The 26,460-nt window shown below is 44.9% G+C and carries 20 protein-coding genes; 12 read left to right on the top strand and 8 right to left on the bottom strand.

Annotation, left to right across the window (positions count from 1 at the left end):
• Nucleotides 1–148: 148 nt before the first annotated feature.
• Nucleotides 149–751, top strand: a complete 603-nt coding sequence (locus tag NSQ50_RS28655) for a DL-endopeptidase inhibitor IseA family protein (RefSeq protein WP_051491029.1) — start codon at nt 149–151, stop codon at nt 749–751.
• 37 nt (nt 752–788) lie between these two features.
• Here NSQ50_RS28655 and NSQ50_RS28650 read toward each other — a convergent pair whose 3' ends face one another.
• The gene (locus NSQ50_RS28650) at nt 789–1,196 is read right to left on the bottom strand and encodes a CBS domain-containing protein (RefSeq protein WP_076179807.1); all 408 of its coding nucleotides are present in this window, start codon (nt 1,194–1,196) and stop codon (nt 789–791) included.
• A gap of 153 nt (nt 1,197–1,349) precedes the next feature.
• Nucleotides 1,350–2,777 carry a VanW family protein gene (locus NSQ50_RS28645; RefSeq protein ID WP_076222338.1) on the bottom strand — a complete coding sequence of 476 codons (1,428 nt, stop codon included), beginning with the start codon at nt 2,775–2,777 and terminating at the stop codon, nt 1,350–1,352.
• Between the two features lie 342 nt (nt 2,778–3,119).
• On the opposite strand from NSQ50_RS28645, the gene ftsE reads away from it, so the two are divergent.
• From ftsE to NSQ50_RS28620, 5 genes are all read left to right on the top strand, one after another.
• A complete protein-coding gene (ftsE, locus tag NSQ50_RS28640; RefSeq protein WP_036678556.1) occupies nt 3,120–3,806 on the top strand; it encodes a cell division ATP-binding protein FtsE in 687 nt (228 codons plus the stop codon).
• The gene (gene ftsX, locus NSQ50_RS28635; protein WP_036678558.1) at nt 3,796–4,710 is read left to right on the top strand and encodes a permease-like cell division protein FtsX; all 915 of its coding nucleotides are present in this window, start codon (nt 3,796–3,798) and stop codon (nt 4,708–4,710) included. Before ftsE ends, ftsX begins: the two co-directional genes overlap by 11 nt.
• 28 nt (nt 4,711–4,738) lie before the next feature.
• Nucleotides 4,739–6,037 carry a murein hydrolase activator EnvC family protein gene (locus tag NSQ50_RS28630; RefSeq protein ID WP_076107069.1) on the top strand — a complete coding sequence of 433 codons (1,299 nt, stop codon included), beginning with the start codon at nt 4,739–4,741 and terminating at the stop codon, nt 6,035–6,037.
• A 124-nt stretch (nt 6,038–6,161) separates the two neighbouring features.
• Nucleotides 6,162–7,628 carry a S41 family peptidase gene (locus NSQ50_RS28625; protein WP_076222337.1) on the top strand — a complete coding sequence of 489 codons (1,467 nt, stop codon included), beginning with the start codon at nt 6,162–6,164 and terminating at the stop codon, nt 7,626–7,628.
• A gap of 540 nt (nt 7,629–8,168) precedes the next feature.
• On the top strand, nt 8,169–9,053 hold the full coding sequence (locus tag NSQ50_RS28620; protein ID WP_244886400.1) for a PDZ domain-containing protein: 885 nt from the start codon (nt 8,169–8,171) through the stop codon (nt 9,051–9,053).
• 507 nt (nt 9,054–9,560) lie between these two features.
• Here NSQ50_RS28620 and NSQ50_RS28615 read toward each other — a convergent pair.
• Both NSQ50_RS28615 and NSQ50_RS28610 read right to left on the bottom strand, forming a co-directional pair.
• Nucleotides 9,561–10,214: a response regulator transcription factor gene (locus NSQ50_RS28615; protein WP_076140765.1), complete on the bottom strand. Its 654-nt coding sequence runs from the start codon at nt 10,212–10,214 to the stop codon at nt 9,561–9,563.
• A gap of 17 nt (nt 10,215–10,231) precedes the next feature.
• Entirely contained in the window at nt 10,232–11,389 is a 1,158-nt protein-coding gene (locus NSQ50_RS28610; protein ID WP_076107076.1) for a sensor histidine kinase, read from the bottom strand.
• 164 nt (nt 11,390–11,553) lie between these two features.
• Between NSQ50_RS28610 and NSQ50_RS28605 the strand changes: the two genes are divergently transcribed.
• From NSQ50_RS28605 to NSQ50_RS28580, 6 genes are all read left to right on the top strand, one after another.
• On the top strand, nt 11,554–12,489 hold the full coding sequence (locus NSQ50_RS28605; protein ID WP_036678569.1) for an ABC transporter ATP-binding protein: 936 nt from the start codon (nt 11,554–11,556) through the stop codon (nt 12,487–12,489).
• A gap of 17 nt (nt 12,490–12,506) precedes the next feature.
• Nucleotides 12,507–13,679, top strand: coding sequence for an ABC transporter permease (locus tag NSQ50_RS28600; RefSeq protein WP_081386810.1), 1,173 nt, complete (start codon nt 12,507–12,509; stop codon nt 13,677–13,679).
• Nucleotides 13,672–14,832: an ABC transporter permease gene (locus tag NSQ50_RS28595; protein WP_036678572.1), complete on the top strand. Its 1,161-nt coding sequence runs from the start codon at nt 13,672–13,674 to the stop codon at nt 14,830–14,832. Before NSQ50_RS28600 ends, NSQ50_RS28595 begins: the two co-directional genes overlap by 8 nt.
• Nucleotides 14,833–14,954: 122 nt before the next feature.
• Entirely contained in the window at nt 14,955–15,278 is a 324-nt protein-coding gene (locus NSQ50_RS28590) for an L-rhamnose mutarotase (protein WP_038573529.1), read from the top strand.
• Between the two features lie 222 nt (nt 15,279–15,500).
• Complete coding sequence (locus tag NSQ50_RS28585; protein ID WP_036678577.1) at nt 15,501–16,655, top strand: cation:proton antiporter; 1,155 nt, start codon at nt 15,501–15,503, stop codon at nt 16,653–16,655.
• A 276-nt stretch (nt 16,656–16,931) separates the two neighbouring features.
• The gene (locus tag NSQ50_RS28580) at nt 16,932–19,940 is read left to right on the top strand and encodes an efflux RND transporter permease subunit (protein WP_076144676.1); all 3,009 of its coding nucleotides are present in this window, start codon (nt 16,932–16,934) and stop codon (nt 19,938–19,940) included.
• A 69-nt stretch (nt 19,941–20,009) separates the two neighbouring features.
• Here the strand turns inward: NSQ50_RS28580 and NSQ50_RS28575 are convergent, their stop codons facing one another.
• From NSQ50_RS28575 to NSQ50_RS28560, 4 genes are read right to left on the bottom strand one after another with little or no spacing between them, the layout of a single operon-like run.
• The gene (locus NSQ50_RS28575; protein ID WP_038573525.1) at nt 20,010–21,197 is read right to left on the bottom strand and encodes a copper amine oxidase N-terminal domain-containing protein; all 1,188 of its coding nucleotides are present in this window, start codon (nt 21,195–21,197) and stop codon (nt 20,010–20,012) included.
• A 44-nt stretch (nt 21,198–21,241) separates the two neighbouring features.
• The gene (locus tag NSQ50_RS28570; RefSeq protein WP_076140769.1) at nt 21,242–22,522 is read right to left on the bottom strand and encodes a hypothetical protein; all 1,281 of its coding nucleotides are present in this window, start codon (nt 22,520–22,522) and stop codon (nt 21,242–21,244) included.
• 16 nt (nt 22,523–22,538) lie between these two features.
• Complete coding sequence (locus NSQ50_RS28565; protein WP_038573521.1) at nt 22,539–24,197, bottom strand: HlyD family efflux transporter periplasmic adaptor subunit; 1,659 nt, start codon at nt 24,195–24,197, stop codon at nt 22,539–22,541.
• Entirely contained in the window at nt 24,194–26,422 is a 2,229-nt protein-coding gene (locus tag NSQ50_RS28560; protein WP_370510553.1) for a peptidase domain-containing ABC transporter, read from the bottom strand. The genes NSQ50_RS28565 and NSQ50_RS28560 overlap by 4 nt, the downstream gene beginning before the upstream one ends.
• Nucleotides 26,423–26,460 lie beyond the last annotated feature (38 nt).

Here is a 26,460-nt window from a genome sequence, read left to right as displayed (position 1 = left end):
ATCAGGAGGGTGGAGTTTTTTTATATTTTCAAAAGAGTTGTAATACGTTTTCATTCCTCTGTTTATTGGGTATTTTAGCTTGCGGGGTGCATAAGCTGAAACAGTGGCGATCGCCTGTATTTTTCAGATGAAAGAGGAGGAACTTCAGATGAACAAAAAATGGATGCTTGGTTCGTTGGCCCTATCCTTAGGCCTTTTATCAGCAGGTAGCGGAGTTATGGCAGCTTCATCATCAGTGGGAAGCTCGGCAATAAAAAATGTGGCTGTGATTGGCACAGGAAAAGAAGGCCCAGCTACTATAAACAATTTGACGGTAAAAAGTGTGGTACCGCTTGTTGTACATGCCAGAGCAATCTATTTCTATACTAGCCGTGGGGGCAACTTTTTCCCGATGGAAACCTTCATGTATAAAGCGCAAGAGTACCGTTACCTTTCCAATGATATTGGGACAAAGGCGAAGCTGATGAATTACATAAAAAAAGCCTACACGCATAATGCAGCAGCTTATTATGTGCAGACTCAATTTTTGGAGCATGAAGGTAGAATGTCACAGGTGAATGCGGATCTTGGAAACTCATTAATGTTTGAAAAAGCCACCGCCCGAATGCTCTCCAAAACTGCAACAACCGCTGAATTTGACTTAACAGTTCCTTATTCGAGCGGGCAGGAAGGCAGTGAGTCGGTGTATGTGAAGCTGAAAAAGGTGAATGGATACTGGAGAATTGATACGTCACCGGATATTCTTTTTTGAGGAAGGGTTAGGGTAGAAGAGGAAGAGCAAAGAGGTTCTACGCTTGGGCGCGGATAAGGTCAGAGGTATATGCAACACCAACGAATTTACCTTTGCGAGTGATAATGACACAATCACTTTTCATAGGGTCTGGGCGGTTCATAGCGAGGCTCAATACCGTATCGAGTGGAGTGGAAATGTCAAGAATGAGCGGGGTTTTGTTCATAAGCTTCATGGCAGGTTCTCTGTAGAATAGATCTACTCCGGATCTTCCTGTAGCTTTTAAAAAGAAACGTTCGCTCATCAACAATCCGAGGGGTTCATTCATAGCATTGCAGACGACGATACATTTGGATTCTGGATGCTGAAACATGACGCGAAGAGCTTCTCTGCAAGTGCGTGAGGCAAAAATAGCGGGAGCACTGCGGACAATACCAGTAAGATCATTTACAAGAGCTGTTGTCATAGGATGTTCATCCTTTCTGATTATGGGTCTACTTCTAATGTACCCCTGAATCGTAAATTTCAAAGCCGGGTAACGTAAGCTACAGGTAAAATAGATTGCTGGCAAAAATAACCGGTCAGACCTTAGGGGCTCTGACCGGTTATTTGTTGTTAGCTATTCACTGCGGACCCCGTCCTCCACCAGCTGCTTTCGGGGGACATCGGGGATTATGGATTTGCTCACGCCTCCACGATTAATGGCGATTAATCGTTTTTGTGCGTAATATACGTCGCGGGACAGTTTATTCACCTCAGTGGATTTACCGTCAACATACTTTGTAATGTAGGTTTCTACAATATATCCGGTTTTCCCATTTTGAATAACGCGTGAGCTGCCACGAGGCAGTGAAGAATCGTTTACGTATTTATCGACTGGAGGGAGCACCTCTACTGTTTTTGAATGAACTTTGTAAGTGACATTTTGCGGAAACGTGCCGAACAGCTTTATGGTCAGTGATTTACCCTGCACAGCTGCTTTAATTATGAGATATTTGCTAGTCGTATTGCGAAAACGAAAGTTGATATAACCTTCAGCGAATGTTGCGTCCTGACCTTTGGGCAAGTAGTTGACGGGCAAGGAATGATTACGGCGTTCCACAATTTCTAGCCCTATACGCAGTGCGGCATTGTAAAGAGTGCTCGACACTTGGCAGATCCCTCCACCAACACCTGCTTGCAGCTTGCCGTTCACAATCACCGGCGCTTCACGGAAGCCGTAATTCACCTTTGCTTTTTCTATAGCTTTTCCATAATCAAAGACGGCTCCAGGCGGGAGAATGGTTCCATCCACAGCTTTGGCAGCAGCTTCTACGTTGTAGCTTCGTCCAGGTCCACTTGCACCTAGAGAGGTGCTGAATTGCATTACTTTTCGCTCGATACCTTGTTCCTTTAATTTCTTTAATGTTATGTCAGGCTGCAGGATTAACAAAGGGACTTCCATCGTGATTCCCTTCTCCAACAGGGTATTCAGATGATTGAAGCTGGTGGGGGCAGCTGCTCCTAAGGAAGTCTCCAGAGCTGTCCAATCGACCTCCAGGGAAGTTTTCTCAGAAGTATATACGATTCGGTCATCGCCTGTAATTCGCCGCGTAGCGTCCACTGGTTCACCAAAGGACTCCTTCTCCCAAGTGGGACTTAGAATTTTCTGGAATTGTGCGATTTCCAGATGCGTTTCAAGCTTCCACAGCTGAGGGAAGTTATAGCGTGCCTTTACCCGCTCCCAAAGTGTTCCTTCGGCAAGCTCTTTTAAGCCCTGCTGAAAAGCAGCGGCTTCATAACTCAACCCAGTCTTACTAAGAGTTAGGGGTAAATCTGCATTGCCCTCCACTTTTAGCACTAGAGGGACGGATTCGAGGGCACGCAGCCGCTGATCCAGCTGGGAGCGGACCTCGGTGAGGGTCATGCCTCCGACCTGCCAGCCGGCAAGGGTTGTACCCTTTGGAAGCGTAGTTTTGCTGCCATATAGATGAAGCCCTCCGTAAATGCAGGAGCCGATAAGGACGAGTGCGATGACCACTATGAGGGCAGCATGGATTTTTTTCATAATTAATCTCCTTTTGGGGATTTGGATTGCGCTAAGCAGGCGCGGCCCTGTAACAAAACTTAAAGAACACTTCGTGGGATACCGATAATAACTTAGTAAGAAACAAGTAGTCTCTAATAAAGGGAGTTACGACATCTGATAACAGGCACCGTTAGGTGCTTTTTTATATGTATATGTCCAGTCACTACAAAACTTTCGAATAGTCGTGCAGTTACGGGGTACTCAATCAGTTACAGATTTGTTACAATAGATACATTGCGGAAATATTGAAGTTTATGGAAACTTGAGGTGGACAATGTCGATTCGCACAAGTGGAAAATGTCATAATTGGGAAGTGAGAAAATGATTGAAATGCAAGATGTATGGAAAACGTACCCTAACGGAACTCACGCACTGCAAGGAGTTTCAGTGAAAATCGACCGCAATGAATTCGTGTACGTTGTCGGCCCTTCCGGCGCGGGTAAATCTACTTTTATGAAATTGATTTATAGAGAAGAAGTGCCTACCAAAGGACAGATTTCGGTGGGAGGTTTCAATATAGGAAAGCTAAAACCACGCAAAATCCCTTATGTCCGCCGTAATATCGGCGTTGTATTTCAAGATTTTCGGCTTTTGCCCAGAATGACGGCATACGAGAATGTAGCTTTTGCTATGGAAGTTATTGAAGCACCGAAAAAAGTCATCAAGAAACGTGTGAATGAGGTTCTTGATTTGGTTGGGCTGAGAAGTAAAGCGAATCGTGAGCCCTCACAGCTTTCTGGTGGTGAGCAGCAACGGATCGCTATTGCACGGGCTATCGTCAACAATCCTTCTGTTATTATTGCGGACGAGCCTACAGGTAACTTAGACCCCGAGACTTCATGGGGCATTATGCAGCTGCTTGACGAGATTAATTTTCGCGGAACAACGATTGTAATGGCTACCCATAACAGAGATATTGTGAACAAAATGCGCAAACGGGTGCTTGCGATTGAGAATGGAAACATTGTCAGAGACCAAGCGAGAGGGGAATATGGTTATGAGTTTTAAAACCTTCTTGCGACATGTGCGGGAAGGCTTTAAAAGCGTATTCCGTAATGGCTGGATGTCGATCGCCTCAATCACTTCGATTGTTGTTTCTCTTTTTGTTCTAGGTGTATTTATTCTTCTTGTCCTCAACGTAAATTCTGTAGCTGATGAGGCAGACAGTCAGGTACAGATCAAAGTGCATCTAGCTTTGAATACAGATCAGAAGATGCGCGAGACCCTGCAGACTGAAATTGGCAATATGCCGGAGGTCAGCAAGATTACGTTCATCTCCAAGGAACAGGGACTTAAAGATCTCCGCGCGGATATGGGCGAGGAGGCCGCAGAGCTTCTGGAAGGGTTCGATGAAGATAATAACCCGCTTCCAGATACCCTTCAGGTAGAGGTTATTGAACCTACAACCGTTGCTTTTGTGGCTGAGAAGATTCAAGCCCTTAACAAGACACATACCGAGCAGCCTATCTACAAAGTGAAATATGGCAAAGGCTCGATAGAAACATTGTTTAAAATCACGCGTGCCGTACGTAACATTGGCTTTATTTTTGTAGCGGGGCTGGCACTTATGTCTATGTTCCTCATCTCCAATACTATTCGGGTGACGATTCTTGCCCGGCGTAAAGAGATTGGGATTATGAAGCTGGTAGGCGCGACAAATTATTTTATTCGTTGGCCTTTCTTTATAGAAGGGGCATTAATTGGACTCATTGGATCATTGATTACTTCGGGCGTTTTATATGCCGGCTACAACGGTTTGGAATCTTCGGTACAGGGAGATCCTATGCTCGGATTGCAGTTGATCCCTTTCAGTGATATTTGGCTGCTGCTCGTAGGTCTGTTAGTTGGACTAGGCGTGCTAATCGGCGTCTGGGGAAGTACGGTTTCTATTCGTAAGTTTTTGAAAGTTTAATTTAAGAGTGAAGGATGGGGAGTGCGAGTTGAAGAAGATTGCCGCCGGACTAGCCGTAATGTTACTAGCTGTCACTATATTCCAACCCTCTGATGGATATGCCAAAAAAACAAGTGTTGCCGAGATCGATAAGCAATTAAAGCAGCTGCAACAAGAGGTGCAGGAAGCTAAGGCGCAGCAAGAGAAAGCGGAGTCCCAAACGCAGGAAGCGCAGCACTATAAGAATAAGACAAATATTAATTTACAATATGTATTGCAGCAAGTGGATCAAGTTAAAGGTAAAATGACCGAAATCTCTAACAAAATTTCCGATACAGAAGAATCCCTTAACGTTACAGCAACGGAATTGGATGAAGCAGAGGCACGAGTGGCCTCAAGAGAAGAACTCTTAGGATCCCGTGTCCGGTTGATGTACACGGATGGAGCGGTGTCTTACCTAGATGTTTTGCTCTCATCGACAAGCTTCTCTGATTTTCTGGGCCGCACCGATTCGCTTAAGATGATTGTGGATCAGGATCAGGAGCTGTTAGTCCAACACAAGCTGGACAAGCAGACAGTTGTAGAGAAGAAGCAGGAGCTTGAGGGGCAATATGCTCAAGCCAAGCAGTTATACACCTCCTTGGAAAATCAGAGAAGCCTGCTGAAAGAGAAGGAAGCGGAGAAGCAGGAGCTTATCGCATTTTATGATAAGCAGATTCAAGAAAGCGATGATCTAAGTGAAGAGCAGAACGAGAAGCTGGTTAAGCTGGCGAGCGAACGTTCTGCTTTGGAAACCCAAAAGGATAAGATTAAAGCTGAGGAAGCGGCTCGCAAAGCAGCAGCCGCCAAAGCAGAAGCAGCACGCCGGGCAGCAGCAGCGGCCAAGAAAGCTGCAGCTAGCAAGGCAAGCAGCAGTTCAAGCTCCAGCTCCTCAACCGCGTATGCTGGTGGAGATGGACCCTTCCTGCTGCCTGTAGGTTCGGCAAGAATCTCTTCCTCCTACGGACCACGGACACACCCAATTACGGGTGAGAAGGGGAAAGTACACACCGGGGTAGACTTTGCAGTTCCACAAGGAACCAATATTCATGCGGCTGATTCCGGAACGGTAATCGTAGCTGAATGGTATAGCGGCTATGGATATTGTGTAATTGTTGATCATGGCGGCGGAGTTTGGACCCTCTACGGACATATCCGTAAAGGTGGTATCAAGGTTAGCCCTGGGGATAGAGTCAATCGTGGGGATGTGATTGCTGAATCCGGTTCTACAGGTAATTCGACGGGCCCCCATCTCCATTTTGAAGTTCGGATCGACGGCAAGACAGTAAATCCGATGCCTTATCTCTAATTTTTAAGAACTTATAACTCATATTATTTGAACGTACGGCATATACTGGAAGAGATACCGTACCTTTCAGGACGGACTTATGGAGTTGTTTGCGAGATGGACAAGAAGGGACGGTGGGAACATCATGTTAAAAAAAAGCACAGCGGCGTTTATGATTATCGCCGCCCTGCTATGCGGTAGTCTGGTGACCTTGGGCGTGACGGGTTATAGTCATGTTATTGGACAAGCTGCAGGAGAAGGACTGGCCTCAGCATTGCAGGTTACTGGCCTTCAGCAGAAGGAATCCCAGAAGCTTGGAACTGCTCTCAGTCTGATTGAGAGCAATTACTACGAGACAGTAGATCGGGAGAAGCTGATAGACGGTGCTGTCAACGGTATGATGGAAGCGCTGGGCGATCCTTATTCCAACTATATGGGTAAAGAAACAGCTGAGAAATTCGAAGAAAGCATTGAGGGTTCCTTTTCAGGTATCGGTGCGGAGGTCTCTTCGGATAATGGCAAGGTAGTCGTGGTCTCTCCGATCAAGGGCTCACCTGCTGAGAAAGCTGGGATTCAGGCCAAAGATGTTATCTTGTCCGTTAACGGTGAATCGCTGGAAGGTATGGAGCTGAATGCAGCTGTTGCCAAGATTCGCGGTCCTAAGGGCAGTAAGGCCACTTTGAAAATACAACGTTCCGGCGCTGTAGAGGCGCTGGAATTTGTTCTTACCCGGGATGATGTGAAGCTCGAAACAGTCTACGCTACCATGGAAAAGGACAATGTGGGCGTAATCGAGGTTACGCAGTTCTCCTTGAATACCGCAGAACGATTCAAGGAAGAGCTGGAGAAGTTAGAGAAGCAAGGCATGAAGGGACTTGTTATTGACGTCCGCAATGATCCAGGTGGTGTTCTTCCGATTGTTATTGAAATGGCAGAGCAATTTGTTCCAGCTGGCAAATCTATAGTGCAAATAGAATACAAAGACAAAAAACGCGAAGTTAGCACCTCAAAAGGATCGAGTAAAGCTTATCCAGTGGTCGTGCTGATGAATAAAGGTAGCGCAAGTGCTTCGGAAATATTGGCGGGTGCCTTGCAGCAGTCGGCAGGAGCTAAGCTAATCGGTGACAATTCTTTCGGTAAAGGCACCGTGCAGACGAGCTTTGACAAACAGCTTGGAGACGGCAGCTTGCTGAAAGTTACCATTGCCAAATGGCTTACGCCAGACGGCACATGGATCCACGGTAAGGGCATTAAACCGGATATCGCGGTAGCGCAGCCGGATTACTTCTCGGTGGCTCCGATTAACAAAAGCGTGGCGCTGCAGTATAATATGAACAACGCTGATGTGAAGAGTGCACAGACGATGCTGGACGGTTTGGGTTACAAGCCTGGACGTAAAGATGGCTATTTCGATGCTGGCACTAAGGACGCAGTGAAGAAGTTCCAAAGTACAGCAAAGCTCCAAGTCACAGGCATAATTGACGCCAAGACAGCGGAGGCGCTGGAAGCAGCGCTGATCAAGGTCATTCAAGACCCTGCTCACGACAACCAACGGAATAAAGGGATTGCTGAGATTCAGAAGGAAATTAAGGCGGCAGCGTCGAAAAAGTAAGAAGGCTGAATTCAGCCTTCTTTTTTTCTTTTAGATAAGAAAATGCCAACCGACGTAGAGGAATTAGAATATATACAAATCAGTCATCGGACGAAAAGGAGTGTGACGAACAGTTTGAATGTGATTCAGGAACTGTTGGGAAGCTTGGGCACTGCGTTCTTACACTTATTGATCCAGCCGTATTACTACATTGCTATTATATTTATTGCGTTATATTACCGTAGGCAGGTGGCATTAGAACGAAAGCTGATACATGTAAAATTACATAGCTGGGGTCAGGAAACGTGGCGGACGGTATGGAGTGGTCTAGTCATGGGTTTGGTCGTCTCTATAGCAGCCGTTCTGCTAGGAATATCGTTATCAGGTACCGCTGTAGCCTGCATTTGGGTAGTTAGTCTCGTGTTGTCACTACTGCGTGTGCGGTATTTGTGCTTTGCGTATTCTATAGGCTTGTTAGGTATCATTCAATTTGTAATTTCTTTCTTTCCAGATGCTTTAGATAGTGGAACGGTAGGGAATATTACCACCGCCATACGGGAGATGGATATTCCTGCTTTGCTAGTGTTAGCTGCGCTGCTGCACATGGCGGAGGCACTGCTGGCCCGCAGACAAGGGGCCAAGCTTGCAACGCCGCTCTTCCTGAAGGGAAAGCGCGGCATGGTCGTTGGCGGCTATCAGCTGCAGGCCTTCTGGCCGCTGCCGCTGTTCCTGCTGCTCCCTTCGGGTGCAGGAACGGATTTGCCATGGCACTCGCTGCTCGGCGGCAGCCTTGGCATCGTCTCTTTGCCCGTCATCATCGGCTTCAGCGAGATGACGCAGGGCATGCTGCCCGGGCGCAAGGCGGCCCGCACTGCAGGACGACTGCTGATCTACAGCATCGTCCTGCTCGGCTTAAGCCTGCTTGCCGCTTGGTGGAGCCCGCTGACCCTGGTCGCGGCGCTCGCAGCCATTGTGCTGCACGAAGGGTTAAGCTGGTACAGCGCTCTGGAAGAGCGCAGCATCAGCCCCATCTTCGTGCATCCACCGCGCGGCCGCAAAGTGCTGGCCGTGCTGCCGGGCAGTCCCGGCCAGGAGCTGGGCATCCTGCCCGGCGAGATCTTACTGAAGGTCAACGGGGTCCTGTTGACCGATGCGGCGCAGCTACATGAGGCGCTGCGCATGAATCCAGCGTTCTGCAAGCTGGAGGTGCTGAACCGTGAAGGGGAGAGCAAATACCTTCAAAGCCCGATCTATGATGGGGATCACCATCAGCTCGGTATTATTTTGGTGCCGGAGACGGATGGGATGATTACCGCTGAGGCGAAGCCTTCCAGCATCTACAGCATCATCGGGATGAAGACAGGCATACGCAGCCGGAACCTTCCGGACGGCCAACTTAAACGAAAAAAAACCACTGAAGCCAAGCAGGAATCAGCGGAAGGATAACTAGAAGATGCCCCATAGGCCATGAAATGGTGAATGGGGCATCTTTGTTTTTGATTAGATGGTAGTTTCGCGTGCGAGAAGTTGCTATCGGACCCATTTGCCCCTAATCGCAGCATTTTCGCTTTTTTAGAATGGTAACGGACCCCAAAGCCACTATTGGCATTAAAAACACCCCAAATGAGCCTCTTTCTGAGGAATAACGTCGCTGGGGTCCGAAACTCTGCTCAAACGCCGATAAAATTGTAAATAGCGTCGCTGGAGTCCGAGCCCGCCCGCGCCAAGGAGTAACGTCGCTGGGGTCCGAAACTCTGCTCAAACGCCGATAAAATTGTAAATAGCGTCGCTGGAGTCCGAGCCCGCCCAAGGAGTAGCGTCGCTGAACTCCGAGCCCGCGCCAAGGAGCAACGTCACTGGAGTCCGAACCCGCGCCCAAGGAGTAGCGTCACTGGAGTCCGTAAGAAAAACTAACTTTGGCAGTGGCCTACTCACAGGCTTTATGTTACTAGTTCAACCCCGCATATTCTTCAAATAAAAAATTGCAATTTGCGTACGATCGCGGAGCTCTAATTTGCTTAATATATCCGTTATGTAATTTTTGACGGTACCCTCGCTTAAAAAAAGCTGTCCGGCGATTTCTTTGTTGCTATGCCCCTCAGCGATAGAAGACACTACAGCCAGCTCTGTTTTGGTCAATCCGAATGATTCCAGTGGCTGTACCTGTGGCAATTCTTGCCGTGCCGTAGGCTGCAGAAAGGTTGCCAGCTTGCGGGCGATATCAGGGTGGATAAGCATGTTCCCATCAAAAACCGTTTTAATGCCCTGGATGATCCGGTCTGGCGGTATGTTTTTGAGCAAATATCCACTAGCTCCGTTACGCAGTGCTTCAATGATATATTCATCGTCATCGAAAGTGGTCAGCATCAATATCGCAATTTGCGGAAAAGCCTGCTTAATCTTCTCCGTTCCTTCAACGCCACCGCAGCCGGGCATGCGGATATCCATCAGAGCTACATCGGTCTTTAATCCTTTTTGAAGTAATTCCAAGGCCTCGTTACCTTCACAAGCTGCTCCGGCAACTTCAATATCTGGGTCCATACCTAGCAATACTTGCAGACTTTGGCGAATAAAGGGGTCGTCATCAACAATCAACACTTTAATCATTAGCATGGCTCCTTTCGTTATACAATCTCATCTTGCTTATAAATGGGCAGCCGTGTAACGACTGTAAAATGTGGCGCCTGCCTTAGTTCGAGTGTTCCGCCGATCAGATGAGTGCGCTCGTACATTCCTTTCATCCCGTCTCCACCACTCCCCAATAATTTGCGGAGCTTCTCTTCTTCTGGAAGTGATCCATTGTTGCTAACCTCCATAGTGATTCCTGCTTGCGCGTAGTCAATTTTGATCCGGATGGACGTTGCTTTTCCATGCCGCAAGGCGTTGGTTATAGCTTCACGGGCGTTTTTGTACAGGATTACTTGAATACTGGGATAGAGTGGATAAGGTATGCCCTGTACTTGGTATGAGGTCTCGATCCCCGTCTCACGTCCAATTTCTTCGAGCAGCCGGTCTAACGCATACGCTCCCTCAAGCTTCGGAGTGTAGTTGATACGTTTAACTGCGGACCGCATATCGTCCATGCTGGCCGACAGCTGGTCACGAATCAGTTCCATCATTTGCATTCCGCTCTCGGGAGAGGTAGGCAAGGTCTGGAGGGCGGCCTCCATCATCATTTTAATCCGGATTAGCCGGTGGCCGATATCGTCATGGAGCTGTCGTGAGATGCGGACGCGCTCTTTGGATTGGGCAGACTCTTCTACTTGCGCGCTGAACTCCAGCAGGCGGTTGCGAGCTTCGTCGAGTTCGAAATGCTTTTTGCGCAACTCATCATATAGAAGAAGAGTGTCTTCGCGCCGCTGGCCAGCTTTTAATAATAGCTTATTTAGGTAGGCAGTGAGCAGAAATGAAAAGTTAATGTAAGTTACTACGAGCGATGGAGAATTCTGGAGTGCAACGTTCAAAGCTATCAGATGTACACCTGTGAACACGTAAGGCACTGCTTTAGGCTGGAGTCTGGAATAATAAAGCAGTGCTGATATAGCGGGGAAAATCATCATGCTGCCATATTGATAACATAACCAGGCCGTGAACAAGATTTCAATGATACTAATCAGAGCATGAATGGATCGAGGGAGCTTTGGCACCATGACCACAAGGAATAGAAGCATCAGGATATGCAGCGTGAAGATTCCATAATCGTTATATTGATAGACATAAATGGTAATAAACGCAGGGATTAAGATGAGTCCGTAACGCAATAAGTTTAGCTCTCTGGGCACGCCTTAGTCATCCTTTATGTTTTTTAATAATCTTAGCATATTATCCCACTACTTCAGGAGATGACTTTAGTCACCTTCAAAAAATGACCTTTCGTACATCCGTAAAAATTCAACCTAGAATAAAATTGAAAATATAGAAGCACACACGACAGGGGAGATAAAAGATGGCAATCGCGGTGTTGACCGATGTGGTGAAACGGTATGAGAACAAATTAACGGTAGATCATGTGAATGTTACGATTCAAGCAGGAGAGATCTTTGGCCTGCTAGGGCCGAATGGGGCGGGCAAAAGTACAACTATAAGTATGATTTGCGGCCTGCTAAAGATTGATAGTGGAGACATTGTTATTGATGGGTTATCAGTCTCTTCGTATGCACTGGAGGTTAAGAAAAAGATCGGCTTAGTTCCGCAGGATTTGGCTTTGTACAATACAATGACAGCAGCTGAAAATGTAACTTTTTTCGGAAGATTGTATGGCTTGCGGGGAAAATTGCTGAAAGAGCGGGTGGCGGAAGCTCTTGCTTTCACAGGACTTAGTGACCGGGCCAAAGAAAAACCAGCCACCTTCTCCGGAGGGATGAAGAGACGTTTGAATATCGCTTGTGCCATCATGCATCATCCAAAGCTGATTATTATGGATGAGCCGACCGTAGGGATTGATCCGCAGTCTCGTAATCATATCCTTGAGTCGGTCAAAGAGCTCAATCGGCTTGGCTCAACCGTCATCTACACTAGTCATTATATGGAAGAGGTTGCAGCCATTTGTGATCGGGTAGCGATTATGGATAAGGGACATATCATTGCTTGTGGTACGGAAAAGGAGCTGCGGGAACGGGTTTCTCAGGAAGAAAAAATAGTGGTCAAAGCAACGAACATCACCCCGGAGCTAATCAATGAGCTTAGTCTACACCCGCGGATCACGAGAGTGGAAAGTAAAGAGGGAACGGTAGAAATGTATCTCCCCTCCTCACAGGATGAGCTGCAGGATATCTTATTTATTTTTGCTAAACATGAAGGGGTTATTGGTTCTTTGAATATAGAGGAGCCGGATCTGGAGACATTATTCCTTAGTTTGACAGGACGGACATTGCGCGATTAAAGGAGGGAGAGAACGCTTTGAGAAATATTTGGACAATTATGATTTATGAGCTTCGCAGGCTGTTTATTTCACGCTCAATCATCATTAATATGTTTCTGCTACCGCTGCTTTTGATCTTTCTGCTGGGTGCCTCCCTTTCCAGTGTAATCGGTGATAAGGCAGCGTCTGAGATTGATCCAGTACGTGTTGGTATAGTTAATCTTTCTGGAGAAGGATATGAAAGCTCGGCGATGATAGACAGCTTTTTGAAGACGCCGGAGCTTAAGGATATCATCATTCCGGTCAAAGTAGGGAGCCGAGAGACAGCGGAAAGCGGCTTGCGTACCGGAAAATATGGTTATGCGGTTATTGTTCCTCCAGGCTTCGATAAAAAAGTACAAAGCGGTGATACTGCACAGCTAGAGTTTATTCTGGGTAAAGATCGGACAGATAATATGGTTGCGGGGACGGTATTCGATAACTTTTTGAACAATATTAACTATAAGCAGTCCGTAGCTATGACGCTGGGTCCAGAAACTTTGACTGTTACTGCACCAAGTTCGGGGGAGCAGCCTTCTGTTAAGGTTGGGGCGCTCAGTGAAGGTGGCCGATCCTATACAGCCTCCCAATTCTATGCGGTATCCATGATGCTGATGTTTCTGCTATATAGCGGTTTGACCGTCAGTACCTCTCTTTTTAATGAAAAAGAAAATCATACCCTCTTCCGAATAACTTCAATGCCGGTAAAAGGTTCTGAGCTGTTTATTGGTAAAATGTTAGGTGTAGGGGTTGTAAGTGTAGTGCAGTGTGCAGCGATTATTATCCTGACTCACTTGTTGTTTGGTGTAAATTGGGGCAATCGTCCGGGCTTGCTGCTGCTCTTCTGTCTCTTAATGATCATTGCTTCCATGACGTTATCGATTGTCATTTCAATGTTTAGCAAAACTAAAGCAAGTGCAGGAAGTATTATTAATGTTATCACTGTGGTCATGACCTTTATTAGTGGAGGGATGGCTCCACTTCCGGAATCATGGGTGAACTCCGTCGGGGCATTTACCCTGAATCACTGGGTGCTACAAGCTGTTCTAAAAATGATGCTGCATGCAGAGGTCTCAGAGATTTTGCCGAATCTGCTGGTCATGTCGATCATCTGTCTAGTTCTATTCAGTGGAGCGGTTATCTCGTACCGGAAGGTAGGTTACCATGGATAAGATCTTAACGATTGCTTGGAATATGGTGAAAAGAACGATCGGTTCTCGGAATGGGCTGCTTACGTATATTCTTCTGCCCTGTATTGTCGTGTCGGTGATAGTAGCAATTAGTGGAAGTATGGGTGAAAGACCGGCTACTATTTTATATTCGAATATGGATGATGGTGCAGCAGGTAAACATTTGCTTACCGAGCTGGAGAATACCGGTGATTATAAGCTTGTAGAGAAGACAGATGAGGCTAATTTGAGGGAGAGTATTATCGATCAGAACGGAGAAGCCGGTGTTTTGATACCGCAAAACTTCACCTCCGCACTGCTTGCTGGAGAAGAGCCGCAAATTAGTGTGTATGAGCTTAAGGCTACCGAAACATCAATTATGGTAAAAATGAAAATCAGTGTAATTGCTGATGAAATGCGAAACACTGCTGGACTAATTGGAGCAGCTCGGGCTGAGGCTACTGGCTCGGACTCACAGTTTGCTGCCGTAATGCAGAGAGCAGAGCAACATAGTGTAGGCAGTATAAGAACAGATTATGATTTATATCCAAAAGAGGGCTTAAGCATCGTCACAGGATTTACTTTGATGTTCTTAATGGGGCTGGTTACAAGTTCAGTGTCGCTTATTATGGATGATCGAAGAGAAAGAACGATGAAACGTATGTTCAGTGCCCCGGTTCGTTCGTATGAGATTGCCCTCGGTAATTTTCTGGGAAGCTTCATCGTTGGGTTAATTCAAATCATTGTAATACTTGCCTTAGGCCGTTATGTGCTGCAGTTTGACTTTGGGTTACCGCTCTACTTGTATTTCTTGGTTCTTGCAGCATTTATGCTCGTTTCCATGGGTTTAGCTAGTACGGTAGCAGGTCTGATTCGCAATCCCAATAATACGGGCATGCTTAATTCGCTGATCCTGACCCCGACATGTATGCTTGGAGGCTGCTTCTGGCCGTTATCCATTATGCCGGACTATATGCAGAAGGCAGCTAATTTTGTACCGCAAAAATGGGCGATCCAAGCGATCGATATCGCTGCCACAGGTGGGGGCTGGAATGAATTATGGCTGCCCTTTGCCATCTTGGGCCTTATGGCCGCCGTGCTTCTGGCGATTGGTTCTGCTATTCTTCGTCCGAGTGAAGCCGGAATTAACGCTTAAGAAATTTCCAGAGAATATAGATATGCATAGCTTGGACTACTCTATTCAGGTACAATAATAGGTATCAAATGTCCCTAGTTCTTAATATGTGCAAAAGAGGGGATTTCTAGGAGGATGAGCAGATGAGCAGCAATAAATTGGCTTGGACATGGCGGGTGAAGGAAGAATGTTTAGAGGAGTATGTAGCTATGCATTTAAATCCTTGGCCAGAAATTTTGGAGGAGCACAGTAAGGCTGGTATTTCTAACTATTCCATCTTTCAGAATGGCAATCAATTTTTTTACTGTTATGAGTGTGAGGATAGTAAGGCGGCTTTTGATTACATTGCCAAAAGTGATGCCTGCAACCGCTGGAATGCGATTACCTCTAAGATGGTTGAAGGGTCATTTGATTTCAATGATGAGGTGCCTATGCAGCCCTTACGTGAAGTGTTCTATCTGAAATAAGTAATTGCATTCTAGAACAAATCAAATGTGCATAATTATATTATCGGCGCATCTGGTTTACAGTTATTTTAAATATAGGTATAATATAATTTATAAAGTTAAATTGAATAATTATTTGTTTTTTGGAGGAGCCTGTCAACAAGGGCTCCTCTTTGTCTTTTTTTGGCTTGGAGAAGCTCCTGGTTGGCAGTTCTTATATACAACAAGGGAGTGGATAGAAAGATGGAGTTTGTTTTATATCTTATGCTGATCATATTGTTCACCAAAGTAGCTGGTGATCTATCTGTGCGGCTTGGGCAACCAGCTGTGCTAGGCAAGCTTATTGTGGGAATCATACTGGGGCCTGCGGTACTGGGCTGGGTTCAGGATGGAGAGTTTATTCATTATATCTCTGAGATCGGTGTTCTACTGTTAATGTTCATAGCAGGGCTTGAGACGGACCTGGATCAATTGCGCAAGAACTGGAAATCAGCTTTTGCAGTAGCCGTCGGTGGAATTATATTACCCTTTTTGGGTGGGTTCGCCTTAGGAGAAATGTTTGGTTTTGCTTATCATAATGCATTGTTTATGGGCGTTATTCTTAGTGCAACATCGGTCAGCATATCGGTGCAGGTGTTAAAAGATATGAATAAGCTGAACACACGTGAAGGCTCTACAATTCTGGGGGCTGCTGTAGTAGATGATATTCTGGTTGTTATTTTGCTCGCTGTTCTGATGAGCTTTTTCGGTACAGGGGCAGACGTTTCTATTGGTCTTCTAATTGGGAAAAAGGTGTTGTTCTTTGCCGTAGCGATTGTTGCCGGCTGGTTTATTGTTCCTCGGGTCATGAAATGGATGGCTCCGCTGAAGGTGACAGAGGCAGTTATCTCAGCAGCGTTAATGATTTGTTTCGCATTCGCCTATTTTGCTGAAATCATGGGGATGGCAGGAATCATTGGTGCCTTTGCGGCTGGGATTGCTATCTCGCAAACTTCCTTTAAGCACACGGTAGAATCCAAGCTCGAGCCGATTGCTTATTCGATTTTTGTGCCAGTCTTTTTTGTAAGTATCGGACTTAGTGTTTCCTTTGAAGGGGTAGGCAGTCAAATAGGCTTCGTGATCTTGCTTACGGTGGTTGCCATTCTGACCAAGCTGTTTGGTGGCGGTCTGGGCGCGCGTCTTACAGGCTTTGATAACCACTCGTCTGCCATTATTGGGTCAGGGATGATTTCACGGGGGGAAGTTGCGTTGATCATTGCCGCCACAGGGCTGCAAAGCGGCTTGTTACAGCAACAGTATTTTACTTCGGTCATTATTGTTGTCATTGTAACTACACTTGTAACGCCGCCACTATTGAAATTTATGTTCCGTGATCCAGTACGTGCGGAAGGGAAATAAACCATAACAAAAGGGAGTCCTGTTGGCCATTTATATGGCTAACAGGGCTCTTTTTTTATGCTCACGTTCCAGTTGCCATCATCAAGAAAAGGTACGGGATCTGTCTGCAGAAGGGGAAAGTTCCCCGTCTTAAGACTGAGTACGAAACCAGCCGTAGGGCTGTTTTGACTTCAGCCAAAAATGACTAAACTAAATCTCGGGATGGAAATTAATACATAATCAAACAGACATAAGGGGAGTGCCAGAAATCATGTGGAGTGGAAGGGGAAAAAGAAAATGAAATGGTTAACAAAATGGTCGTTCGGTAACAAGGCTGCGGTGGGGCTTTTAGTAGTCATGGCTCTTGTGGTGGGAGGGATGAGCTACACTTCGTTACCGATGGAATTTATGCCAGAGGCGGATAATCCTCAAGTGACTGTAACTGTGCTGGGTCCTGGCCAGGATACACATGCTATGGAGACTAATGTAACGAAGCCGATAGAAGCTGGAGCAGCTTTTGTGAAAGGGAAGAAGGAAATACTGTCCACTTCCGGAGACGGATATGCGCAGGTGAATATTTTTTATGATTCGAAAACGAATATGAAGGATGCTGCGCAGGAGGTCCAGAAGGTCGTCGATTCATTGAAGTTCCCGGAAGGGGTAATGGCTCCTTTTGTACTTCAGTTGAATACCTCCATGATTCCTGTATCCCAGGTTACCCTTGCTTTTGACGAAGGCCTGACTAAAGAGAATCTTAAGCTTGCGGAAGAAACTATCATTCCAGAGATGCAAAAAGCGGAAGGGGTAGCGAACGTTGCTTTATATGGTAAGGTAACTCCGCAGGTCAGTGTTAAGCTGGACCCAAAATTAATGGCTGAGAAGGGAGTCACGACTCCACAAGTATTAGGTTTACTTCAAGGACGTAATGTATCGGCATCCCTTGGGGAGCAAACGATTGGTGGGCAGACCGGCAATGTTAACGTAGTTTCTACGATAGATAGTATGGATACTTTGAAAAAGCTTCCTGTATCTGCGGGCGTTAAGCTGCAGGATATCGCTGCTGTCGAATTGAAGCAGGATCAGGAAAGTGTCAGCCGTTCGAACGGGAAAGACGTTCTATTCGCCATAGTGACCAAAGAGGCTAATGCGAATGCAGTCAGTGTCGGAGATAACATTCAGGCTGCCGTAGATCATATTAATAAAACCTTTCCTAATGCAGAAGCAGCAGTGGTGTTCAGTACATCGGATATGGTAGTTACCTCGGTGAACAGTATGATGCGTGAGGTATTGCTAGGTGCATTATTTGCGACGATCGTGATTCTGTTGTTCCTGCGTAACCTGCGGGCTACTCTGATTACGGCAGTATCCATTCCGCTTTCGTTAGCGGTCACCTTATATCTGCTGAACATTTCCGGCATAAGCTTAAATATCATTACACTCGGGGGAGTTGCGGTTGCGGTAGGCCGCTTGGTCGATGATAGTATCGTGGTGATTGAGAACATTTACCGTAGGCTGCAAAAAGAACCCCTTTCCCGTGAAATGATTATTAGCGCAACTGGGGAAGTGGCTAGAGCGATTACCTCATCAACCATCGCTACGGTAGCAGTATTTCTGCCGATGGGTCTCTTACGTGGTAGTTTGCAAGCTTTCTTACTGCCGTTTGCTTTAACAGTGACCTATTCATTGCTTACTTCACTCGTAGTAGCTTTGACGGTTGTTCCTCTTTTAAGCTCATGGCTGCTGAGAAGGACATCAATGAAAGAACATGAACCTTCTAAATGGTTTATACGCTTTCTGGACTGGAATCTTCGCCGTAAATGGGTTAGCTTATCGTTGGGTCTCCTGCTTCTGATTGGCTCCATTGCTGCTTATGTGACTATGCCAAAAGGGGCACTCGATGCTTCAGATGCCAGCTATGTTTCTGTTCAGATGAATTATCCGAAGGATGTTCCTGTCAAAGATATTTTGGAAAAGGGAAAGCAGTTAGAACAAGATTTGATGAAGCAGCCACAAGCAGAAACGGTAATCATGCAATCAGGGAATAGTGCGGACGCCGCTAAGTGGGGGAATGTTACCTCTGAAACCTTAGTGGACTATACCGTTGTTATGAAAAAAGGTGCAGATGCTCAGGCTTTTATTGATCATGTTCGTGAGGTAAAAGATTCATACACTGGAGCAACGCTTGTTGCCAACCAAATGAGCATGATGGGATCCAGCTCTACCAGCGAATATATTGATATTGTTGGAGATAATCTTACGGATATTACTACTGTAGCAACAGAAGTTACCGCTAAGCTGAAGACCGTAGAGGGGATTCAAAAAGTCAGCAGCAATATGGAGGATACGAAACCTGTATTTTCCTTTAAGGTAGATCCGGCGCAAAGCAATGCGCAGGAGATTTCGATGCAGCTGTCAGCGATGCTTAATCCAATTCCAATGGGGCAAATTGAGCTCGATGGTGATGCAGCAGGTGTAGTGTTAGATCCTATGGTTCAGCCGCAAACGGAGCAGGATTTAAAAGCACTGACGCTCATGACGGCTGAGGGGCCGAAGCCACTGTCTCAGCTCGCAACTTATGAGGTTCGGAATGAGCCTGCAATGTTGTTCCATAAAGATGGGAAGCCGTATGTACGAATTACAGCAGAGGTTGATCCGAAGAAGGTATCTGAGATCGGTGCGAATATTAAAAAAGAAACCGATAGTCTTACACTTCCGAAAGGCGTGACCTTATTTGCAGGCGGAGCGTCAGTTGATCAGTCAGAGGATTTCAACGACCTGGGTATGACGGCATTAATCTCCATCGGGTTGGTGTATCTGATCATGGTACTCACCTTTAAAACCCTTCGGGCTCCACTGGCGATTATGTTCTCCTTGCCACTAGCGGCGATTGGTGCAATTGTTGGACTTATCGTGTCCGGTGTAACGCCTGACTTCACTGCTCTGTTCGGGGCGTTGATGTTAATAGGTATTGTTGTTACGAATGCCATTGTGCTCATTGACCGGATTAAGCAAAATGAAGCCAATATGAGTATTCACGAGGCTATTCTAGAAGCTGCCGGAACACGGATGCGTCCGATTCTCATGACGGCGATTGCCACCATTTGCGCCATGACACCGCTGCTGTTCGGCCATGCCGAGATGGGCAGCATCGTCTCGCAAAGCTTGGCGATTGTGGTCATTGGCGGCTTAACCGCAGCAACACTGCTTACGCTGATTGTAGTGCCGGCGATTTACGAGTTGTTCTACTTCCGTAAATCGGCAAAAGAGCGTAAAGGAGCAGAAAAAACTAATGCTCCAGCGCTTTAAATAGGCAAACGGCAAGCCTCCGGGTTAATGGGGCTTGCCGTTTTTATGTTTTGTTACAAATCCTTATAATTATGGAGTTAACTTGTCTACACTAATCGGATAGGTCTGATCCAGCATCCATTTGCCTGCTTTGGATTTCTTCAGCGTTGTGACAGAGGTGGAGCGGTTATCCTGAAACTCAGGACCCTTAAGCTTGATGCTCGTCTGAACCATATATACGGCTGTGGTATCCTGGGTATAATGAATGATTTTGGCAGATTCCAGAGTGAACTTTAGATCATAGACTGTGAAAATTTGGCTGAAGAGCTGTTTGGTTTGTTCGAGAGCAGGGGACTCAGGATCAATAGTAGATAGCACACCTTGAATATTCTCTGCATTGGTATAGTCCAAGTTGCTCTTAAGCACAGCTAATATATCCGTTTCATCCGACTTCGTCACAGCTGGCTTAGCGTTCAGCAGTTTATCTGGGAGTATATATTGTACGCCTTTAATCTGCAGGTTGTTGATTTTCCAGTCTTCAGTGCTGGCAGTACGCGTTAAGCTATAAATATATTCAGAGGTATTGTCTAAGGTGAATGGACCGCTGAGGTGTGTAGTCGTTTCAACGGCGTGAACCGTAGCCTCTGTGGGTTGAAGGCTGATAACCTCTAATTGATCAAGTGAAGTGGTCGAATCGTATTGTTCCATTTGGCTCTTAATCTGTGGCCCGATGACCACAAGAGGAGACTTGCTATCGATTAGGCTCATGAACCCTTCATAATTCTCATTGTTGGTATAGGTTACGTATTTTTCAAAAAAAGCATTGATTTCCTGCGGGTTTACCTGGTTAGTCTTGCCTGTAATGGTTACTGTCTTCGAGTGTGCATTCCAGGAGACTTCATTACCTGTAGCCTCCCCAACGAAGCGCAGCGGAATGTAAGTGGAATTATTGATGAGCTTAGGGGCAACAGAAAGTTGGGTTATTACACCATTGACACTGGCCTGCTTGCTGCCTAGTTGCAGTGTAATCGTAAGCCCTTCCTTAGTACCCGTTATGGTACCTGTGGTTTGATTCCAATCGATTGAAAGTCCTAGTTTTTCAAAAACCGGGCGAAAAGGAACGACAATTGTACCATTATCATTGAAGGGAGCCTGTCCCTTCAGTGCGAGCTGTTGCTGATTGATCTGAATGGAGATTGGCTTCTCTGCGGCATGGACAGGCCATGCGATAGCGGTAGAAAGAAGAGTTGCTGCGATTATGCTGGATATGGTTTTCATCTTGTGATTTCTCCTTTGAGTTATGAATGATAATTTAATGGTTATTAGAGGATGACTCCACTAAGAGCCAGAGTAACCTTTGCTTGGAATAAAGCGTACTTTACTTTTTGCTTATCGAATTGCCGATTTAAGTTGAGTAAATCGAGCTTGTTCTGATCTGCCTGAGCCGCTGAGATTAACCCGCTATTTAGGAGAGTATCATTATCCTGGGAGACGCGTACGAGTTCCAATTGCTGCTCTTTTAGTTCTGAATATTCAAAATCAATTTCATTTGCTTCCGGCTTATAACTAGCCAGTTTTTCTTCGAGTTGTTGTTGTACTATATTTTTGTGTGCAATCTGGCTAGACCATAGGACTGAATAATAAGTGATGAGTTCAGCATCGGAAGCTTTAGCTGCATCAAGATTATCTTTGGCGAGTGTGATTCGTGCATCTTCCTCGCGTAAATCATAATTGCTAGAGAGGCTGACTACAGTGTTCCAATTCACAGGCTCTGGTGCACTGGAGATGACATCATCCAGCAGGACTTCTGAATAGGATGATAATCCTAACTCAAGCTTAAATTGTTCTAGCTGAGCTTCATAACTCCTAAGGTTACGTTCAAAAGCAGATTTTCGTTCCGCATTTTTACGATTAAAATCGTCCAAACTTCTCTTAGACAGTAGACCATGCTCGTATGATCGCAAGGTATCCACAGAATGTTGAAACCAATATTGGCTTTCTTGTTTGTCATACTCAATCGTTTTTTTTAGAGAAGAGAGTTGATAATATTTCTGCACAGCGTAGTAGCGGATGAGGGCTTCTGTTTTTTGAAGTCGTAACTGATTAATTACTTTATCTGTTTCTAATGTGCGCAACTGGTCACGAAATTCCTTGAGCTGCGCTGTTTTAGTCTCTTGATTGTAACTGTTTTGGCTTTCAGTCTGAGCGCTAACCCATTGATTCAGAGATGTGTTAATCATAATTTGAATGAGAATGGATTGATTAACCCCTGCCTGTTCTTCTTTACTTAAATCAGAGTAACCAGGAATACTACTGATAAAAATATCAGGATTTACTGGCAGCAGTCCGCTAGTTATGACTACATTTTTTTGTTCCAGCTTTTTCTTTTCAGATGATACATACGAGAATTTGGAATCCGTTTCTGCAATATTCCATTGTGAGAGCTTGATATCTACATAGTTAGTTAATGCTAGCTGGATTGTTTCTTCCATGGAAAGCAATTTTGTTGCACTAGATACCTGCGTATCAGCATGAGCTGTAATGGAATGCGGCAATAGAAGTAATAAGAAGGAAAGTATCAAGAGAGCTGTTTTCTTTAACATTTAGCTGGCAACCTCACTATTCCTTTAAGTTGATTTTTTCAAGAACAAAATCAATGATCTTCTTGGAGTCGGTAATAACAGAGGCTTGCGCTATCATCCCTACACGAAGCTCTCCACGTTCACCTCTGCGATTAACAAGTGGGTCATTGGATATCGTTGCTTCCACCAAATAGTAGCTTAGACCGTCTTGCTGAACAATTGAATCTGTGCTGATAGATGTAATCGTACCTTTTTGGGAACCGAAACTTTGTTTAGGGAAGGCTGAAAAGCTGAAATCAACTTTATTGCCAATCGCTATTTTTCCTGCTTCTGCGTTAGGTACGGCGATGCTCATTTTATATTTTGACTCGTTGCTAGGAATAATGGAGATCAAGGCTTCGCCGGATTGTACCATGTCCCCGATGTTGGTTTCTTTTAAAATATTAATGGTCCCAGAAATTGGTGCTATGAGCAGTCTTTTGTTTCGTTCAAGCTCAAGTTGCTTAATAGCCTCTTGCAGCGTAATTAAGGTTCTTTTATTTTCTTCTATTGCTGAATGAATCTGTACAATACGGTCAAGTTTCAACTTTTCCAATGAGGTTTTTTCGGTTGACCGGTTAAGTTTCTCTTGATTCAGTAGATCATTTTGCTGCTCAGCCAGCTGTTTCTTTTGCATTTCTAAAGTTTTTCGTTCTGAAACTGAGGGATCATGCCCATTTATTAGCAAATCGAGGCTGACCTCTATCTCAACCAATTGTTGATTGTAATTGGTGATATTGCTTTCTGCGCTGAGCACGGCTTCGGTTTGGAATTGGTTGATTTGCAAATATGAACTTTCATATAGATGCTGTTCATCTGTAATCTGAGATTGAGGCACAAGGCGGTCCCCCAAGCTGAGCGAACGGTTGTAGATTTCTTTTTTCTCAGCAGATTGTTTAGATAGTTGCACATATTTAATTTGGTATGTATTATATTGTTCCGTCCGTTTGGTATCTGTAGATGGAAGCAGATTTTGATTCTCTTTGATGGATTGCACAAGCAATTTCTCGTTTGTAATTTCAACATTCAGCAGTTTCTTTTTTCGTTCCAGTTCAATTTTATTTTGAAGAGATTTATCCAAACTGGATTCGGCACTAAAGGCAGAAGATTCTTGCAAACCTATATTCTCGTGAATGGCAGCTGTAAGCTGATCCTGGGTTCCTTGATAGGTCTGCTGCTGCTGGCTGTATTCAAGGAGAAATTGTTCTACCATGTCATAATAGTAAACTTCGTCTGCATGTTCAGAAGAAAATTGATTGTTTAAATTGCTAATGCTTTGTTTATAAAGCTCGAGATAGTGCAGTTTCTTAGTGAGCTTATTGATTTCGGAGTTACGATTGGATAATTCTATATCGAGTTCTTTATGCTCAAAGGAAATTAACTGCTCGCCCTGCTTAATTTGCATCCCTTCATGGATATATACCTGTTCCACTTTTCCCACAGATGAAGTCTGAATGGTACTGACTTTTTCATTGGGCCTAACTACAGCAGAGGCTTTGGCGACTTCATCGATCTGGCCAAAATAGGACCAGACCAACGCAGACCCCAATAGAATAAATAAGATAAGTATGAAAATAGAAATCACAGGACTGGTCTTGGATTCCATGATTTCTCTGCTATCGGTCATTTCTGATAAGTTATGTATTTGTGCGCTCATACGAGAGACACCTCGCCTACTCCTGCAGCAGCATATTGAATGGTGTGATCTTGTTTTTGTTCAACCCCGGGGAGTTGATCTTTCCACAAGCCGTAGTACTTTCCACGGTAATCTAGAAGCTCCTGATGTGTCCCACACTCAATAATCCGCCCCTGATCCATGACATAAATTCGGTCACAACGCATGATTGTACTCAAACGGTGAGCGATAATAATCGTAGTCATGTCTTCAAAAGCATTGATCGTCTCCGATACTGCCTTCTCCGTTGTAGAATCCAGGTTACTAGTGGCTTCATCCATAATAAGAATATCCGGCTGTTTGAGCACCGCTCTGGCGATAGCCAGTCGCTGCTTCTGTCCTCCGGAAATATTGGTCGCATTCTCTTCTAACAAAGTGTTGTAGCGGAGTGGAAGCTGATTGATGAATTCGTGAGCCTGTGCGGTTTGGCAGGCGGTAACAATCAGTTCCAAATCCATATCCTGATCGACACCCAGACATAGATTTTCCCGAATTGTTCCGCTAAAAAAGAAAGTATCCTGTGAGATATATGCGATCCGCTGTCTTAAGCTATCTAAATGAATATCTTTAATGTTGTAGTTGTTAATTAAGATATCGCCTTCTTCGTGTTGGTAAAATTGCATAATTAATTTGATTAGTGTGGTTTTACCCGAGCCGCTCTCACCGACAAAGGCAATTTTCTCACCCTGTCTAAGTGTCAAATCGATATCATGAAGTACAAGGGAACGTGTACCGTATCTGAAGCTGACACGATCAAATTTAATATCACCTTTTAATGAAGCAGGTTGAATCTTCTTGTCCTCATCATTATGCTTCTCCGCTTCCAAATCAAGAATTTCTCCTAATCGGTCAGCAGCGACAATGGCCGTTTGCAAAGTGGGCTGGAGGTTGATTAAGTTCTGGATGGGTTGCAGGAAGTAAGCCAATAACGAGTTATAGGTAATCAATTGGCCCATTGTCATATTGCCTTTTATCACTTGTCTTGCTCCGACCCACAGTATGGCTACTCCTCCAACGAGTTGTACAAAACTCTTGAGGGAGGCTTGAATGTTATTGAAAAGACCAAAACTGAAGACAGATCTCAGAAATGAGATGAACTTCTGTTCAGTTTCATAGCCCACTTTCGATTCTGCATGATAGGCTTTAACTGTCTCGATACCATCTATTGATTCAACAATATAGGAGGTGAGCTGAGCATTTTTTTCCATCTGTTCGCGGTTTAAACGGTCAAATGGTTTGTGGAAGCTCCAAACCAATACCAGATACATTGGCACCATAAGTATAGTAATTCCGAATAAAAGAGCACTTTGCGAATATAGAATAATTCCACCGGCAATAACCATGATAATATCGATCATGATGGTTAGTGTTGCGCTGGAAATGGCATCTCGTACTTTCGAAGCATCCATAAGCCTTGATATTATTTCTCCTGTCTTACGTGTACCAAAAAAATTCATTGGGAGCTTTAACACATGGTGGTAATAGCCAAGTATGAGTGAAATATCGAGTTTTTGGCTCAACGTCAGTAAGATATGGCTACGAAAGGCATTTAATAATATTTGAAATATGTAGAGAATGATGACTCCAACAGATATTATGTTAAGTGTCTTTTTTAATCCAAAGGGTAGAATTTCGTCTAAAAGAAATTGGAAATAGAATGCAGCAAGTATACCTAAGATAGTGTAGAGTATAGATGTTAGAAAAATTCCTCCTAGCATTCTTTTTTGAGGAATCAGCAATCCAAAGAAACGAGCAAATAGACCTTTTGTTTGGTCCCCTTTTTTGAATTGAGGAGTGGGTACCATTAAGATAAGGACACTTGTCCAGATTTGGAAGAAATCTTCCGGTGTATATTTAACTATGCCTTGGACTGGATCCGCAACAATTATTTCCTTATTTGATATTTTGTGGATTACAACATAGTGTAATAATGTCTGATCTATAATGACATGGGCAATAGCGGGAAGTGGGAAGTTTTCGAAGAAGGCTTCATGGCTTCCCTTGACTCCTTTTGCTGTAAACCCAAGTTTTTCTGCTGCTTTTATGAGTCCATATATATTGGTTCCCATTTTATCAGTTCCGGCTACTTCACGAATTTTAGTGATTGGATATTTGAGACCGTATTGTTTGGAGATAGTTGCTAGACAGGCTGCACCGCAGTCTTTAATATCAAGCTGTTTAATACAATAGTATTTCTTAAACAGAATAAACCCCACCTACTATTAGTGATTTGTACATATTCATT

The sequence above is a fragment of the Paenibacillus sp. FSL R10-2788 genome (genome assembly GCF_038003885.1).
Lineage (GTDB): Bacteria > Bacillota > Bacilli > Paenibacillales > Paenibacillaceae > Paenibacillus_AQ > Paenibacillus_AQ odorifer.
The sequence above is the reverse complement of the archived record's forward strand: the minus strand, read 5'-3'. Positions and strand labels throughout refer to the sequence as shown.

Bases quoted from the DNA above. Each gene is read 5' to 3' on its own strand.
- NSQ50_RS28655 (WP_051491029.1), top strand. From the start codon at position 149: ATGAACAAAAAATGGATGCTTGGTTCGTTGGCCCTATCCTTAGGCCTT.
- NSQ50_RS28650 (WP_076179807.1), bottom strand. From the start codon at position 1,196: ATGACAACAGCTCTTGTAAATGATCTTACTGGTATTGTCCGCAGTGCT.
- NSQ50_RS28645 (WP_076222338.1), bottom strand. From the start codon at position 2,777: ATGAAAAAAATCCATGCTGCCCTCATAGTGGTCATCGCACTCGTCCTT.
- ftsE (WP_036678556.1), top strand. From the start codon at position 3,120: ATGATTGAAATGCAAGATGTATGGAAAACGTACCCTAACGGAACTCAC.
- ftsX (WP_036678558.1), top strand. From the start codon at position 3,796: ATGAGTTTTAAAACCTTCTTGCGACATGTGCGGGAAGGCTTTAAAAGC.
- NSQ50_RS28625 (WP_076222337.1), top strand. From the start codon at position 6,162: ATGTTAAAAAAAAGCACAGCGGCGTTTATGATTATCGCCGCCCTGCTA.
- NSQ50_RS28620 (WP_244886400.1), top strand. From the start codon at position 8,169: ATGGATATTCCTGCTTTGCTAGTGTTAGCTGCGCTGCTGCACATGGCG.
- NSQ50_RS28615 (WP_076140765.1), bottom strand. From the start codon at position 10,214: ATGATTAAAGTGTTGATTGTTGATGACGACCCCTTTATTCGCCAAAGT.
- NSQ50_RS28605 (WP_036678569.1), top strand. From the start codon at position 11,554: ATGGCAATCGCGGTGTTGACCGATGTGGTGAAACGGTATGAGAACAAA.
- NSQ50_RS28595 (WP_036678572.1), top strand. From the start codon at position 13,672: ATGGATAAGATCTTAACGATTGCTTGGAATATGGTGAAAAGAACGATC.
- NSQ50_RS28590 (WP_038573529.1), top strand. From the start codon at position 14,955: ATGAGCAGCAATAAATTGGCTTGGACATGGCGGGTGAAGGAAGAATGT.
- NSQ50_RS28585 (WP_036678577.1), top strand. From the start codon at position 15,501: ATGGAGTTTGTTTTATATCTTATGCTGATCATATTGTTCACCAAAGTA.
- NSQ50_RS28580 (WP_076144676.1), top strand. From the start codon at position 16,932: ATGAAATGGTTAACAAAATGGTCGTTCGGTAACAAGGCTGCGGTGGGG.
- NSQ50_RS28575 (WP_038573525.1), bottom strand. From the start codon at position 21,197: ATGAAAACCATATCCAGCATAATCGCAGCAACTCTTCTTTCTACCGCT.
- NSQ50_RS28570 (WP_076140769.1), bottom strand. From the start codon at position 22,522: ATGTTAAAGAAAACAGCTCTCTTGATACTTTCCTTCTTATTACTTCTA.
- NSQ50_RS28565 (WP_038573521.1), bottom strand. From the start codon at position 24,197: ATGAGCGCACAAATACATAACTTATCAGAAATGACCGATAGCAGAGAA.